Genomic DNA, 12,885 nt, shown 5'->3' with positions numbered 1-12,885 from the left:
AATCTAAAACTGATTTAAACGTAAATAAATGTAAATATCCGAATATTTATTATTTAAAAGCGAAAGAAGGCTGGCAGATTTCTGCCAGCCTCAATACATAAAATCAAATTATTTAATTTCGACTTTAGCGCCTGCTTCTTCCAGTTGTTTCTGAATATCTTCAGCTTCAGCTTTAGAAACACCTTCTTTAACAGTTTTAGGAGCACCGTCAACCATATCTTTAGCTTCTTTCAAGCCCAAACCAGTAATTGCACGTACTACTTTAATTACGCCAACTTTTTGATCACCAGCAGAAGCCAAGATCACGTCGAACTCAGTTTTCTCTTCAGCAGCAGCACCAGCAGTTGCAGGGCCAGCAACTGCAACGGCAGCAGCAGAAACACCAAATTTTTCTTCAAAAGCTTTAACCAGCTCGTTCAATTCCATTACGGTTAAAGATTCAACTGCATTCAAAATGTCTTCTTTAGTAATAGCCATGCTATTTAAACTCCAAATATTGTATTAAAAATAATCTCAGTGTAACAAACGATTATGCAGCTTCTTCGCTAGCTTTTTTCTCAGCCAACGCAGCCAATGCACGTGCAAAGCCAGAAACAGGAGCTTGCATAACAAACAACAGTTTCGACAACAGCTCTTCACGGCTCGGGATAGATGCAAGCTCTGTTACTTGAGCTACATCCAGCAAATCACCATTGTAAGAACCTGCTTTCAAAACGATTTTATCGTCTTTTTTCGAGAACTGATGCAGTACTTTTGCTGCTGCCACGGCATCTTCTGATGCAGCATACACCAACGGACCAGTCATTTGATCCGCCAAAGCTGCAAATGAAGTACCCTCAACCGCACGACGAGCTAATGTATTCTTTAGGACGCGTAAATATACACCCTCTTTACGAGCATTAGCGCGGAGCTCAGTCATATTGGCAACACTGATACCGCGATATTCAGCAATCACCATAGTTTGAGCATTTGCAATAGCATTGCTAATCTCTTCTACGGCTGCTTTCTTGGTTTCAATATTGAGACTCAAGGTCTACCTCCCACTGTTTAAAAAAAGAAATACCATTTTTTATAGTATTTCACCAGCGCGGCAACCTAAATTTGACATTTCACAAGTGAAGTGGTTTGATTCAGGACTACCGTCTGCGTAGGGCGCAAGCAATTAAATCAAAGAAAGATCCCTACGGTCTTGGACATCTACTTAAAATTTTTAAGTAGCCCATAACAAGCGACTCTATCCAATGAAAAAGCCGCTTGAAAATTCTTAAATTAAGAAATTAACTGTTAACACTTGAAGTATCAACACGAACACCCAAACCCATAGTGCTAGATACAGCCACTTTCTTCAAGTATTGACCTTTAGCTGCAGCTGGCTTGGCTTTAACAACAGCATCAAGCAAGGCATCAAAGTTTTCACGCAGATCAGTTTCGGCAAAAGACGCACGACCAATAGTTGCATGCACAATACCTGCTTTATCAGTACGGTATTGAACCTGGCCAGCTTTCGCATTTTTAACTGCTTCTGCAACATTAGGCGTTACCGTGCCTACTTTAGGGTTCGGCATTAAGCCACGGGGGCCTAAAATAGTACCCAACTGACCTACAATGCGCATTGCATCTGGAGAAGCAATTACAACATCAAAATTCAGATTACCAGCCTTTACTTCAGCCGCCAAATCTTCAAAACCTACAATATCTGCACCAGCTTCTTTAGCTGCATCAGCATTAGCACCTTGAGTAAATACAGCGACACGAGTGGTTTTACCCGTACCTTTAGGCAGCACAACCGAACCACGGATAACTTGATCAGATTTACGCGGATCAACACCCAAATTAAACGAAACGTCTACAGATTCATCAAACTTGGCAGTTGCTGCTGATTTTACTAATGAAATAGCTTCATCAATCGAATACAGCTTATTTGCTTCAACAGAAGCGCGTAATGCTTTTAAGCGTTTAGATACCTTCGCCATGATTAAGCCTCCACATCCAAGCCCATTGAGCGGGCGCTACCTGCAATGATACGCACACACGCATCTAAATCAGCACCAGTCAAATCAGGCTGCTTCGTTTTAGCAATTTCTTCCAACTGAGCACGAGTTACCTTACCAACTTTATTAGTTAGCGGATTAGAGCTGCCTTTTTGCAAACCTGCTGCCTTTTTCAACAAAACAGAAGCGGGAGGGGTTTTCATTACAAAAGTAAATGATTTATCCGCAAAGGCAGTAATCACAACAGGTATTGGCAAGCCAAGCTCCATACCTTGAGTTGCAGCATTAAATGCTTTACAAAACTCCATAATATTCAAACCACGCTGACCCAAAGCAGGACCAACCGGAGGTGATGGATTGGCTTTGCCTGCAGGGATCTGCAGCTTAATGTAGCCTACAATTTTTTTTGCCACTTTAAATTACTCCTAAATAAACGGGTATAACGCGAGACACTCGCTCCCCAAAAACAGACCGAAAATTATAGAATATATTCAATCTTTTTTCAAGCAAAACAACTACTCATTCAAACAAACTTTTAGTTCAAATTTTTTCAACTTGATTAAATTCAAGTTCAACAGGAGTTTCTCGCCCAAAAATTTGTACAGATACACGCAATTTATTACGCTCGTAATTAACTTCATCAACTATGCCATTAAAGTCTGCAAAAGGTCCTTCATTGACACGCACTTGCTGCCCAACTTCAAACTCAACTTTAGGTTTCGGCTTATCAACACCGGAACGTACTTGTTGCAAAATAGCATCAACTTCACGCTGAGAAATCGGAGTAGGTCGATTAGCCGTACCGCCAATAAAACCTGAAACTCGAGGTGTGCTCTTCACTAAGTGCCAAGAATCATCAGTCATTTGCATCTCCACAAGTACGTAACCCGGGAAAAATTTACGCTCACTAATGGTTTTACGGCCATTCTTAATATCAATAACTTCTTCAACAGGAACCAAAATCTGCCCGAAATAATCCTCCATACCCTCTCGAGCAATACGTTCTTTTAAGGTTTTTTGCACATTTTTTTCAAAGCCGGAATAAGCCTGCACAACATACCAACGTTTAGACATTTTTATCCCCTCTTCAACAGAATATCAAAAAATAACCAAGAAATCAGCGCATCTACCAAGTAGATAAAGACTGACAACACGGCAACAAATGCAATGACAAACATAGTCATTCGAACTGCATCATTACGCGCCGGCCAAACAACCTTTTTAAACTCCGATACCGAATCATGTACATACCGGATAAAGCTTCGGCCAAAACCGCACCAATAAAAAATTATAATCAAACCAAGCACTACACCAAATACAGGAAATAATGCCCTAATATAATTTGGATAATTTGCAAAACCATAAAAAGCCCACAAACCACCCAAAACCAAAGCAATTGCAATACCAAGCTTAAAGATATCAACCAGTTTGCCCGCCCCCCGAGGTTCTTGTCGATCTACTGACCGACTATCAACTCTCACTGGGCCTCTAGGTACCAAACCATCTTCCGGCGGCGTATTGTCTGTCATTCTGCACCCATTTATAAAAAGAAAACTAACCGGCATAAGGCCGGTTAGTTTTTTATTTGGCAGGCCAGGAGGGTCTCGAACCCCCAACCCTCGGTTTTGGAGACCGATACTCTACCAATTGAGCTACTGGCCTCAAACTAGATTAAGCGATTACGGTAGAAACAACACCTGCACCTACAGTACGGCCACCTTCGCGAATCGCAAAGCGCAAGCCTTCTTCCATCGCGATCGGAGCAATCAGCTCTACGGTAATAGCCACGTTTTCACCCGGCATTACCATTTCCACACCTTCTTCCAAAGTTACCGCACCGGTAACGTCAGTAGTACGGAAGTAGAATTGCGGACGGTAGTTAGCGAAGAACGGAGTATGACGACCACCTTCTTCTTTGCTCAATACATACACCTCGGCTTTGAACTTGGTGTGCGGAGTGATGGTGCCGGGCTTAGCCAATACTTGGCCACGCTCAACCTCTTCACGTTTGGTACCGCGCAACAATACGCCTACGTTATCACCGGCTTGGCCTTCATCCAGCAGTTTGCGGAACATTTCCACACCGGTACAAGTGGTTTTTTGGGTTTCTTTCAAACCAACGATTTCAATCTCGTCGCCTACATGAATGATACCGCGCTCTACACGACCGGTTACTACTGTACCGCGGCCTGAAATAGAGAATACGTCTTCGATCGGCAACAGGAACGGTTTGTCCACAGCACGCTCAGGAGTCGGGATGTAGCTGTCCAAAGCAGCTGCCAGTTCAAAGATTTTTTCTTTGTAAGCAGCATCACCTTCCAAAGCTTTCAATGCAGAACCTTGAACGATCGGGCAGTCATCACCGGGGAAGTCGTAGCTTGACAACAGGTCGCGGATTTCCATCTCAACCAATTCCAACAACTCGGCATCGTCTACCATGTCGCATTTGTTCATGAACACGAGGATGTAAGGAACGCCTACTTGGCGGGCCAACAAAATGTGCTCGCGAGTTTGCGGCATAGGACCATCGGCAGCAGATACTACCAAGATAGCGCCGTCCATTTGAGCGGCACCGGTAATCATGTTTTTCACATAGTCGGCGTGACCCGGGCAGTCTACGTGTGCGTAGTGGCGGGTTTCGGTTTCATATTCTACGTGAGAAGTGTTAATGGTAATACCACGGGCTTTCTCTTCCGGGGCATTGTCAATTTGGTCGTAACCTTTGGCTTGACCGCCGAATTTTTCAGCCAAAATGGTGGTCAGGGCAGCAGTCAGAGTGGTTTTACCATGGTCAACGTGACCGATGGTGCCAACGTTTACGTGCGGTTTGCTCCGCTCGAATTTTTCTTTAGCCATGGCAATCTTCCTATTCCTAAGCTTTAAGTTTGGATAAATTTATAATCTTGATGGTGCCCATGGGCAGATTTGAACTGCCGACCTCTCCCTTACCAAGGGAGTGCTCTACCCCTGAGCTACATGGGCATTCTATGCTGTAATTTGGAGCGGGTGAAGGGAATCGAACCCTCACCGTAAGCTTGGAAGGCTTCTGCTCTACCATTGAGCTACACCCGCATACTTACCAGTTTCTCTGCTCCAAAACTAGATTGGATTTTGGTGGAGGGAGAAGGATTCGAACCTTCGAAGCTTACGCAACAGATTTACAGTCTGCCCCCTTTGACCGCTCGGGAATCCCTCCAAAAGAGAAACGCAATAATATAGACTCTTAAAACACACGTCAAGTATGTTTTTTAAATTTCAACAAAGAAACTTTATAACTCAATATTTTTAAATAATTTATTTTTCCGCCACGATGCGTTCATATTTAGCCTGAAGTTGCTCCGGAGTCTCCGGATTCTCTTCATCCACTAAAATACAATCAACCGGACACACCTGCTGACATTGAGGCTCATCGTAATGCCCCACACATTGAGTACACAAATTAGGGTTAATTTCGTAAATTTCCTCACCCTGATAGATAGCATCATTAGGGCACTCTGGCTCGCATACATCACAATTAATGCATTCGTCTGTAATAAAAAGCGACATTGCTTTTCCTTTTTATAGAAATAATTCAAAACCGATTAACGGTGGATTATATCATATTCTAACTAGCCAATAGCTCGATTTAATGATTATTTCAATTTGAGAATAGTTATTAAATGCTATTTATTCAGTCACTTGCCGCTATAGATTAATAACTCAAAAAAACTTTTCCCAGACCGCCCTTGACGGTACGCTTGCAAATATCCAGGCAATTCCGGAAAGCTCCCCGCCTCAATATATACCATGGCATCCTCGTTCAAGCAGTTGTTTAGCAAGTTAAATAGCAATGGCCACCGAGACCAGCTGAACGGAGGGTCTAAAAACACCATATCAAATTTTCCTATAGTAGGTCTTTTTAAATAATCTAACCCGTCTGCACATACTATTTCGACTTGATGCAGTTGCAAATCCACTATGCTTTTTCGTAACTGTGCGGCAGTTTTCTGATTCTTTTCTACCATCACCACTGTATTGGCACAACGAGATGCGGCTTCAAAGCCAAGAGCTCCGCTACCACTAAAAAGATCTAAAACACGCTTGTTAGTTAAATCCTGTCCTAACCAATTAAACAACTTCTCCCTCACCATATCCGGGGTAGGGCGCAATCCCTCTGCATCAGAAAAATTTAATTTCCTCCCTCTACACTGGCCTCCAATAATTCGCACTTGATTGTTATGTTTAATATTTTTCATAATAAACTACTCGCTTAAACAACGAATCAGAAAGGGGCTTTTGCCTGCCAAACAGTTTGATGCACTATTTAGCACATTCATCAACCCCTCATATTTCATATTGAAAAATTACTTACCAATTTTTACTGGCATACTGCTTTCACAACGAGGCCGTCTGAAATTTCAGACGGCCTTATAATACGTGGTTATTTATTCTTTCGATTCAGGAGCTTCTATCTGTTCTTTCCAACCACACTCTTTCTGCGGGCAAACCTTTTCAACTCCCCAACGTTTCGTTGTCTTAATCGTCAACACCGGCCAATTACACTTTGGACAAGACTCCGCAATCGGCGGATTCCATGTTGCATAGTTACAATCAGGATAAGTGCTACAACTATAAAACAATTTGCCATAGCGCGACTTCCGCTCAACCAAGTGGCCCTTTTGACATTGCGGGCAAGCAACACCAGTATCTTTAGGCTTCTCTAAAGGTTCTATATGCTTACACTTCGGATAGTTTGAACACCCGATAAATTTACTGCCGGTTCGACTGTATTTATATACTAAACCGCCTCCGCATTTCGGGCATTCACGTCCGTCTAATTCGGCCTGCTCCTCAGCTTCTTTGGCTATACGTTCCGCCGCCTGTTCCGCATTTTCATTAACATTACGGGTATAACTACATTCGGGGTAACCCGCGCAGGCAACAAACCTCCCCATACGCCCAAATTTGATTTGCAATTTGTGGTTGCCGCATTTAGGACAGATCTCATCCAACTCTTCGGTTGTAAATTTAGCTCGCTCGATACCTTCTTTTTCTTCAACTTGTTTACTGAAGCCTTTCCAAAACTGGCTCATGACCGGCACCCACTTGCGTTTACCGTTAGCAATATCATCTAATTGGTCTTCAAGCTTAGCGGTAAAATGGTAATCAACGTACTGGGCGAAATGCTCGGTTAAGAATTTGTTGACGATATCTCCAGTATCCGTAGGCATAAAACGTTTTTGATCGAGCGTAACATATTCACGTTCTTTTAACGTTGAAATAATACTGGCATAAGTAGAAGGGCGACCAATACCGAATTCTTCCAATGCTTTCACCAAAGTCGCTTCGTTATAACGCGGAGGCGGGCTGGTGAAATGCTGCTCTCCATAAAGGCGGTCAACCGGCAACTTGTCGCCTTCTTTCATTTCAGGCAACTTTTTCTCATCTTCACCTTCATTACCTTCATCAGTACCTTCTTCGTAAACGCTCAGAAAACCTGCAAATGTCTGTACTTGGCCGGTTACGCGGAACACACCTTCACCTACAGCAATATCAACTGTAGTTTGATCAAACTTAGCCGGAGCCATCTGACAAGCGACAGTGCGCTGCCAAATCATTTGATATAATTTGAATTGATCTGCACTCAAAAAAGGTTTTACGCTTTCAGGGGTACGGTATACCGATGTCGGACGGATAGCCTCATGTGCCTCTTGGGCATTTTTCGACTTAGTTTTATATTGTTTGGCACTACTGGGAAGATAATCCTTACCTATTTTATTTTCAATGTAATGGCGGATTTCGGTGAGCGCTTCATCAGACAGCGTTACGCTATCGGTACGCATATAGGTAATCAAACCGATTGCCCCTTGCCCGACATCTATACCTTCATACAATTGCTGTGCGGTACGCATAGTGCGGTCGGTTGTCATACCTAGCTTACGGACTGCGTCTTGTTGCATAGTAGAGGTAGTAAAAGGGGCCGAAGGATTTCGACTGCGTTTTTTCTTTTCTACGCCAACAACTTGGGCATCAAATCCCTCAAGATTTTTCAATACTCCCGCCTGAGCAGCCTCATCGACAAATGTAAACTGCTCAACTTTTTCGCCTTTATATTGTGCCAATTTAGCCGTAAACTTACCGCGGCCTTTATGACTATCTAAGTGAATACTCCAATACTCTTGCTCTTCAAATGCTTTAATTTCGTTTTCGCGCTCACAAATCAAACGCAAGGCTGGGCTTTGCACACGCCCAGCAGAAAGGCCTCGACGGATTTTTTTCCACAACAGCGGAGAAAGATTAAAACCAACCAAATAATCCAACGCACGTCGTGCCTGTTGGGCATCGACTAAGTTAACCTCTAATTCACGAGGATTCGCAATCGCATCCAAAACGGCATTTTTGGTGATTTCATGAAACACTACTCGCTGCGGTTTGATATTTTTCAAACCGCGCTTGCTTTTTAGAATTTCCTGCAAATGCCAAGAGATAGCCTCACCTTCCCTATCCGGGTCGGTTGCGAGATACAAGCTTTCGGCCTCTTTAGCCGCAGCCACAATAGCATCGACATGCTTACTGTTTCGAGCCACCAATTGATATTTCATTGCAAAATCATTGTCAGGATCAACGGCCCCGTTTTTCGGCACCAAATCTCTCACATGACCATAAGAGGCAAGGATTTCAAAATCACTGCCTAAATATTTTTTCAATGTTTTGGCTTTTGAAGGTGATTCGACAATCAATAATTTTTTAGCCATTCTCTGTTCTCAGGTTTCTTCGTTCGGAGTTGCTTTATCTTTAGAAGGAAATATCAAGCAGCGCAACTCACATCTTTAATATAATCAAATCAATCGCAGCAGCGGTATTTTCGCCAATGCACTTTAAATACTTGATTTTGCTTGTACCCAATTTGGTTTCAGACGGCCTTTTTATATACCTAGACCGTCTGAAATTATCTGTATTTAGGCGACGCCTGACCTAAATTTAATGCATCACGGCTTTACCGTGCAGTGCCATCATCAATTCATCACCAATCAATACCGGAAGTTCTGATTTATGCGCCCACAACACCAGCAAGGTTAACACCTTAGCCATATCCACCGTAATTTCTTCCGGCGGCATATGCAAAAGAGCATGAATTACAAACTCACGCTGCTCCCCATTTACCGCACCTTCGGCTTGCAAGAAATGTAGCAAGCCCATCACGTCCGAGGGTAACACATCCGCCTCTTCCGCAGTATAGATACGTAAGGCATCAGAACGATATGCATGAACCGTAGATCCTTCACTATCGGACAACACGCCTAATAACATCAGGGCATTATGGATTTGTGCTTCATCAAAACCCACATCTTCTAAAATCCGCCCTAAGTCATCAGGAGGCGGGCAAGCCTCAAAATCCTGATACTGTTCAATTAAAAAGGCGATGACCTCAGCCATTTCTGCCATTATATTTCCTTAATGATTTCTCTTTATACGTTGGTAACGCCCACCCGGCATAGATGCGATCACACCTTCTAATTCCAACTCAAGCAGGCGTGCATAAATCTCATCTGCCGGCAAGCTTGTTGCCAGTGCCAAACTATCGGGATGGACTGCATCATAACCCATAGCATCCAATAGTGCATCAGCCTTAGAATTCATTTCTACATTAATTGATGCAGGACTAGGTGTCGATACACTAGATGGTTGCTGCACAGCCGATTCTGTTTCGCTGTAGCTTTGCTTATATATAGAATATGATGACATCAGCTGTTTTTGCAACAGCCGGGGGCACTCTTGCACAATATCATCTAAACACTCTACTAATTTAGCACCCTCTTTAATCAGCTTATGACAACCTTTGCTGCGGGGATTATCAATTGAACCTGGAACGGCCATTACCTCCCTCCCCATTTCTGCCGCCAAACGTGCGGTGATCAACGAACCTGATTCGGGAGCCGCCTCCACAACCAATGTTGCCTGTGCCAAAGCGGCGATAATACGATTACGACGCGGGAAATTCCCGGCAAGAGAACGTGTACCTAGCGGAAACTCACTGATAATTAATCCCTGCTCGGCTATTTGATAAGCCAAAGCCTGATTACTACGCGGATAGATGAAATCCATACCTGTGCCCCATATGGCTATCGTACCGCCGCTCCGTTTAAGTGCCCCCTGATGCGCGGCAGTATCAATCCCCGCTGCCATACCTGATACCACAACAACACCGCAACCGCTCAATTCTTCGGCAAAATCACGCGCAATCCTTATGGCCTGAGGTGTCGCATGGCGGCTGCCGACAATGGCTACCGCAGAACAATGCAAATAATCCTGGTTTCCCCGCAAGAAAAGTAAAGGAGGAGGAGTAATCCCTTCAGTCAAAATTGACGGGTAATCTTCGTCGCATAGCAGCATTAAACGGCATCCATCCTGATCTTCCCACTTTAAAGCGGCTTCTGCCGCCCTTTGTGCTTTCCCCTGCGCATCATCCCATGCTTGCTCGGCCAACCTATGATTCAAAATATCGCGCACTTGGACCAATGGTGCGGACAAAGCAGCAGAAGCACTTCCAAAACGCTTAAGTAAAGCCAAAAAGCGCTCCGCTCCTATGTAAGGAGTGAGCGCCAATCTTACCCACGATTCCCGTTCCATAAGATCCATACTTTTCCCCAAGTATTATTTTTTAACATTTAATTATCAAAAATTGCTGGTTCATTCAGAATAAATATATCCGCCAAGGTTCGATAATATTCCCCTATATCTACCAACAACCAATAATTTAAATTATATTTAAAAAAATCAAATAACTATTATGAAATAGTACATGGATTTTTATTTATTTGTCATATATAACTAAAGTTATATTATACTTTAAATATGCGTAGTGAATGTAAATAAAAAAGGCCGTCTGAATTTCAGACGGCCTTTCGTATTACAAACTAATTAATCCGAACGAATATTGCTTTTAATATTGTATTGGTTGTATTCGTAACTATGTGATTCTTGCGGCTCGTTTTTCACATGACGGCCATCTTGTAACATATTGTCCAAATCCCGACCCGGCTCGGCCACCACATCACCAATACTGATGTTGGTTTTGGTTTCTAAAATAATAGCGGAGGCCAAGTTTTCGCCGGTTCGGTATACCATCGCCAAACCAACCTCTTCAGCGGGAATCGACACATATTTTGCAACGCTTCGGCGCCCTTTGGCGTTTTCTTCCAAATCCAATTTCACTTGACGGCCACGCTTATAAAGACTCAAAACCGTTCCCTTATCCAAACCGTCGGCCTCACCGCGATTGAGCGTGATCGTTTGGAACTGCCCCGCTTCGCCGATACCGTCAAAAATAGACACCACACGCGCATCAACCGGCTGCTCGGGGGCATGCGGCATCATTTGGAAACTATCGCCTTCGTCAGTCATTTTCAATAGAAAATCACCTTTGCGTATTTCAGATACCGCCTCTTCCACCACCATCGGTTGCGCAGTTTGGGTTGGTACCTTCACTAAAGGATGTACTCGGGTATAGTATTCGTTTTCAGAAAGATAGGCCGTATCTTTTTCGCTACGGGTTTCCAAAGCGCTGTTCGTATAAGGCAGGGTGCTGACAATACCGCTAAATACCACCTCCTGCCCAAGATATTTTTGTGTTTCCGGATCCAAAATATCTTTACGTGCGCGGTATACCAAATAACGGCCCGGCTCTTTCACCCCGTAAGCATAGACACGGTCTCCCCTGCTATAGAGCATACGGTTATCCGGACCTTCAATCAAACGCGGCGCATCTTGGGTTTGCATTTGCGGAATCACTTGCGGATGCTGCATAAAAATACGGTATAAATTAACATTAACCGTTTGGATGCCGTAACCCGCCGACATCTCGCGAACACGCGGTGTTAGTTTTACAGTTGGAATACCATCGGAATAAGATGCGCTGTCAAAGCCTAGGCGCGGCTGACCGTTTACATATTGCAATACCAATACTTGACCAGGATAAATCCGATGAGGGTTGCGGATTTCACTGCGGTTAGCACCCCAAAGCTTGTTCCATTGCCACGGCGTATAAAGATAACGCCCCGAGATTCCCCACAAAGTATCACCCGGTTTTACCGTATAGCGGGTCGGAGCATCAGGGCGGATTTTTAGTTCGGCGGCCGACACAGGCATGGAAATTGCCAAGCCAACAGCACAAAGCAAGGTTATAATACGTTTCTGCATGACGTTCCCCTTGAAAACAATCAAACTGTCATCATTAAAATTACAAAATTACGCCGAATCCGAGCTGCTGAGAAATTTCGGCGGGAATATCGTATTCTAACACTGAAAATACTTGTCATCATAACTTAAAGTATTTTCAGACGGCCTTTAAAACCCGACAATTGCCACGCACGCAACACCTTAAATGAGAATATTATGGCTTTATTAAATATCTTAAAATACCCCGACGAACGCTTGCATACCGTAGCCAAACCGGTAACTGAAATCGACGACCGCATCAAAACTTTGGTTGCTGATATGTTTGAAACCATGTATGCCTCTCATGGCATAGGTTTAGCCGCTACCCAAGTCGATGTACACGAACGCGTAGTTGTCATGGATTTAACCGAAGACCACAGCGAACCGCGCGTATTTATCAACCCCGTCATTACCCACAAAGACGGCGAAACCACTTATGAAGAAGGCTGTCTTTCAGTCCCCGGCATTTACGACATCGTAACTCGCGCCGAACGCGTAACCGTTGAGGCACTCAATGAAAATGGTGAAAAATTCACTCTCGAAGCCGACGGGTTGCTCGCCATCTGCATCCAGCATGAACTCGACCACCTGATGGGACGGGTATTTGTCGAGTACCTTTCCAACCTCAAACAAAACCGTATCAAAACCAAATTAAAAAAACGTGCCAAACACGATCTCTAACCGATTTTTCAGACGG

14 protein-coding genes and 4 tRNA genes are annotated in these 12,885 nt (G+C 43.7%); 1 reads left to right on the top strand and 17 read right to left on the bottom strand.

Features of this window, described 5'->3' with window-relative positions; translation table 11 throughout:
• Positions 1 to 108: 108 nt before the first annotated feature.
• The 17 genes from rplL to LVJ86_RS00725 all read right to left on the bottom strand — a co-directional run bounded on the left by rplL (position 109) and on the right by LVJ86_RS00725 (position 12,170).
• Positions 109 to 477, bottom strand: a complete 369-nt coding sequence (rplL, locus tag LVJ86_RS00805) for a 50S ribosomal protein L7/L12 (RefSeq protein WP_047761758.1) — start codon at positions 475 to 477, stop codon at positions 109 to 111.
• Positions 478 to 529: 52 nt separating this feature from the next.
• Entirely contained in the window at positions 530 to 1,030 is a 501-nt protein-coding gene (gene rplJ / locus LVJ86_RS00800) for a 50S ribosomal protein L10 (protein ID WP_047761759.1), read from the bottom strand.
• 247 nt (positions 1,031 to 1,277) lie between these two features.
• On the bottom strand, positions 1,278 to 1,973 hold the full coding sequence (rplA, locus tag LVJ86_RS00795; RefSeq protein ID WP_047761760.1) for a 50S ribosomal protein L1: 696 nt from the start codon (positions 1,971 to 1,973) through the stop codon (positions 1,278 to 1,280).
• A 2-nt stretch (positions 1,974 to 1,975) separates the two neighbouring features.
• Positions 1,976 to 2,404 carry a 50S ribosomal protein L11 gene (rplK, locus tag LVJ86_RS00790; RefSeq protein WP_047761761.1) on the bottom strand — a complete coding sequence of 143 codons (429 nt, stop codon included), beginning with the start codon at positions 2,402 to 2,404 and terminating at the stop codon, positions 1,976 to 1,978.
• A 127-nt stretch (positions 2,405 to 2,531) separates the two neighbouring features.
• Positions 2,532 to 3,065, bottom strand: coding sequence for a transcription termination/antitermination protein NusG (nusG, locus tag LVJ86_RS00785; protein WP_047761762.1), 534 nt, complete (start codon positions 3,063 to 3,065; stop codon positions 2,532 to 2,534).
• Between the two features lie 2 nt (positions 3,066 to 3,067).
• Complete coding sequence (gene secE / locus LVJ86_RS11025) at positions 3,068 to 3,520, bottom strand: preprotein translocase subunit SecE (protein WP_082131274.1); 453 nt, start codon at positions 3,518 to 3,520, stop codon at positions 3,068 to 3,070.
• Between the two features lie 57 nt (positions 3,521 to 3,577).
• Positions 3,578 to 3,653 (bottom strand) — tRNA-Trp (locus tag LVJ86_RS00775).
• A 9-nt stretch (positions 3,654 to 3,662) separates the two neighbouring features.
• Complete coding sequence (tuf, locus tag LVJ86_RS00770; protein ID WP_047761939.1) at positions 3,663 to 4,847, bottom strand: elongation factor Tu; 1,185 nt, start codon at positions 4,845 to 4,847, stop codon at positions 3,663 to 3,665.
• 51 nt (positions 4,848 to 4,898) lie between these two features.
• Positions 4,899 to 4,973 (bottom strand) — tRNA-Thr (locus LVJ86_RS00765).
• Between the two features lie 16 nt (positions 4,974 to 4,989).
• Positions 4,990 to 5,063: transfer RNA gene (locus LVJ86_RS00760), tRNA-Gly, on the bottom strand.
• A gap of 40 nt (positions 5,064 to 5,103) precedes the next feature.
• A tRNA-Tyr gene (locus LVJ86_RS00755) sits at positions 5,104 to 5,187 on the bottom strand.
• Positions 5,188 to 5,285: 98 nt separating this feature from the next.
• On the bottom strand, positions 5,286 to 5,537 hold the full coding sequence (locus LVJ86_RS00750) for a YfhL family 4Fe-4S dicluster ferredoxin (RefSeq protein ID WP_047761921.1): 252 nt from the start codon (positions 5,535 to 5,537) through the stop codon (positions 5,286 to 5,288).
• 128 nt (positions 5,538 to 5,665) lie between these two features.
• Complete coding sequence (gene rsmD / locus LVJ86_RS00745) at positions 5,666 to 6,226, bottom strand: 16S rRNA (guanine(966)-N(2))-methyltransferase RsmD (RefSeq protein ID WP_047761920.1); 561 nt, start codon at positions 6,224 to 6,226, stop codon at positions 5,666 to 5,668.
• 189 nt (positions 6,227 to 6,415) lie between these two features.
• Positions 6,416 to 8,725 (bottom strand): type I DNA topoisomerase, encoded by a 2,310-nt coding sequence (gene topA, locus LVJ86_RS00740; RefSeq protein WP_047761919.1) that lies wholly within the window; start codon positions 8,723 to 8,725, stop codon positions 6,416 to 6,418.
• A 226-nt stretch (positions 8,726 to 8,951) separates the two neighbouring features.
• Positions 8,952 to 9,407 carry a Smg family protein gene (locus tag LVJ86_RS00735; protein ID WP_047761922.1) on the bottom strand — a complete coding sequence of 152 codons (456 nt, stop codon included), beginning with the start codon at positions 9,405 to 9,407 and terminating at the stop codon, positions 8,952 to 8,954.
• An 18-nt stretch (positions 9,408 to 9,425) separates the two neighbouring features.
• Positions 9,426 to 10,610 (bottom strand): DNA-processing protein DprA, encoded by a 1,185-nt coding sequence (gene dprA / locus LVJ86_RS00730; protein ID WP_047761918.1) that lies wholly within the window; start codon positions 10,608 to 10,610, stop codon positions 9,426 to 9,428.
• A gap of 282 nt (positions 10,611 to 10,892) precedes the next feature.
• Positions 10,893 to 12,170 (bottom strand): LysM peptidoglycan-binding domain-containing protein, encoded by a 1,278-nt coding sequence (locus LVJ86_RS00725; protein ID WP_047761917.1) that lies wholly within the window; start codon positions 12,168 to 12,170, stop codon positions 10,893 to 10,895.
• Positions 12,171 to 12,365: 195 nt separating this feature from the next.
• Here LVJ86_RS00725 and def point away from each other — a divergent pair, with 195 nt between their 5' ends.
• The gene (gene def / locus LVJ86_RS00720; protein ID WP_047761916.1) at positions 12,366 to 12,869 is read left to right on the top strand and encodes a peptide deformylase; all 504 of its coding nucleotides are present in this window, start codon (positions 12,366 to 12,368) and stop codon (positions 12,867 to 12,869) included.
• Positions 12,870 to 12,885 lie beyond the last annotated feature (16 nt).

The sequence above is a fragment of the Neisseria arctica genome, assembly GCF_022870905.1.
GTDB lineage: Bacteria > Pseudomonadota > Gammaproteobacteria > Burkholderiales > Neisseriaceae > Neisseria > Neisseria arctica.
The sequence above is the reverse complement of the archived record's forward strand: the minus strand, read 5'-3'. Positions and strand labels throughout refer to the sequence as shown.

Bases quoted from the DNA above. Each gene is read 5' to 3' on its own strand.
- rplA (WP_047761760.1), bottom strand. From the start codon at position 1,973: ATGGCGAAGGTATCTAAACGCTTAAAAGCATTACGCGCTTCTGTTGAA.
- tuf (WP_047761939.1), bottom strand. From the start codon at position 4,847: ATGGCTAAAGAAAAATTCGAGCGGAGCAAACCGCACGTAAACGTTGGC.
- LVJ86_RS00725 (WP_047761917.1), bottom strand. From the start codon at position 12,170: ATGCAGAAACGTATTATAACCTTGCTTTGTGCTGTTGGCTTGGCAATT.
- rplL (WP_047761758.1), bottom strand. From the start codon at position 477: ATGGCTATTACTAAAGAAGACATTTTGAATGCAGTTGAATCTTTAACC.
- dprA (WP_047761918.1), bottom strand. From the start codon at position 10,610: ATGGATCTTATGGAACGGGAATCGTGGGTAAGATTGGCGCTCACTCCT.
- topA (WP_047761919.1), bottom strand. From the start codon at position 8,725: ATGGCTAAAAAATTATTGATTGTCGAATCACCTTCAAAAGCCAAAACA.
- rsmD (WP_047761920.1), bottom strand. From the start codon at position 6,226: ATGAAAAATATTAAACATAACAATCAAGTGCGAATTATTGGAGGCCAG.
- LVJ86_RS00750 (WP_047761921.1), bottom strand. From the start codon at position 5,537: ATGTCGCTTTTTATTACAGACGAATGCATTAATTGTGATGTATGCGAG.
- secE (WP_082131274.1), bottom strand. From the start codon at position 3,520: ATGACAGACAATACGCCGCCGGAAGATGGTTTGGTACCTAGAGGCCCA.
- def (WP_047761916.1), top strand. From the start codon at position 12,366: ATGGCTTTATTAAATATCTTAAAATACCCCGACGAACGCTTGCATACC.
- nusG (WP_047761762.1), bottom strand. From the start codon at position 3,065: ATGTCTAAACGTTGGTATGTTGTGCAGGCTTATTCCGGCTTTGAAAAA.
- LVJ86_RS00735 (WP_047761922.1), bottom strand. From the start codon at position 9,407: ATGGCTGAGGTCATCGCCTTTTTAATTGAACAGTATCAGGATTTTGAG.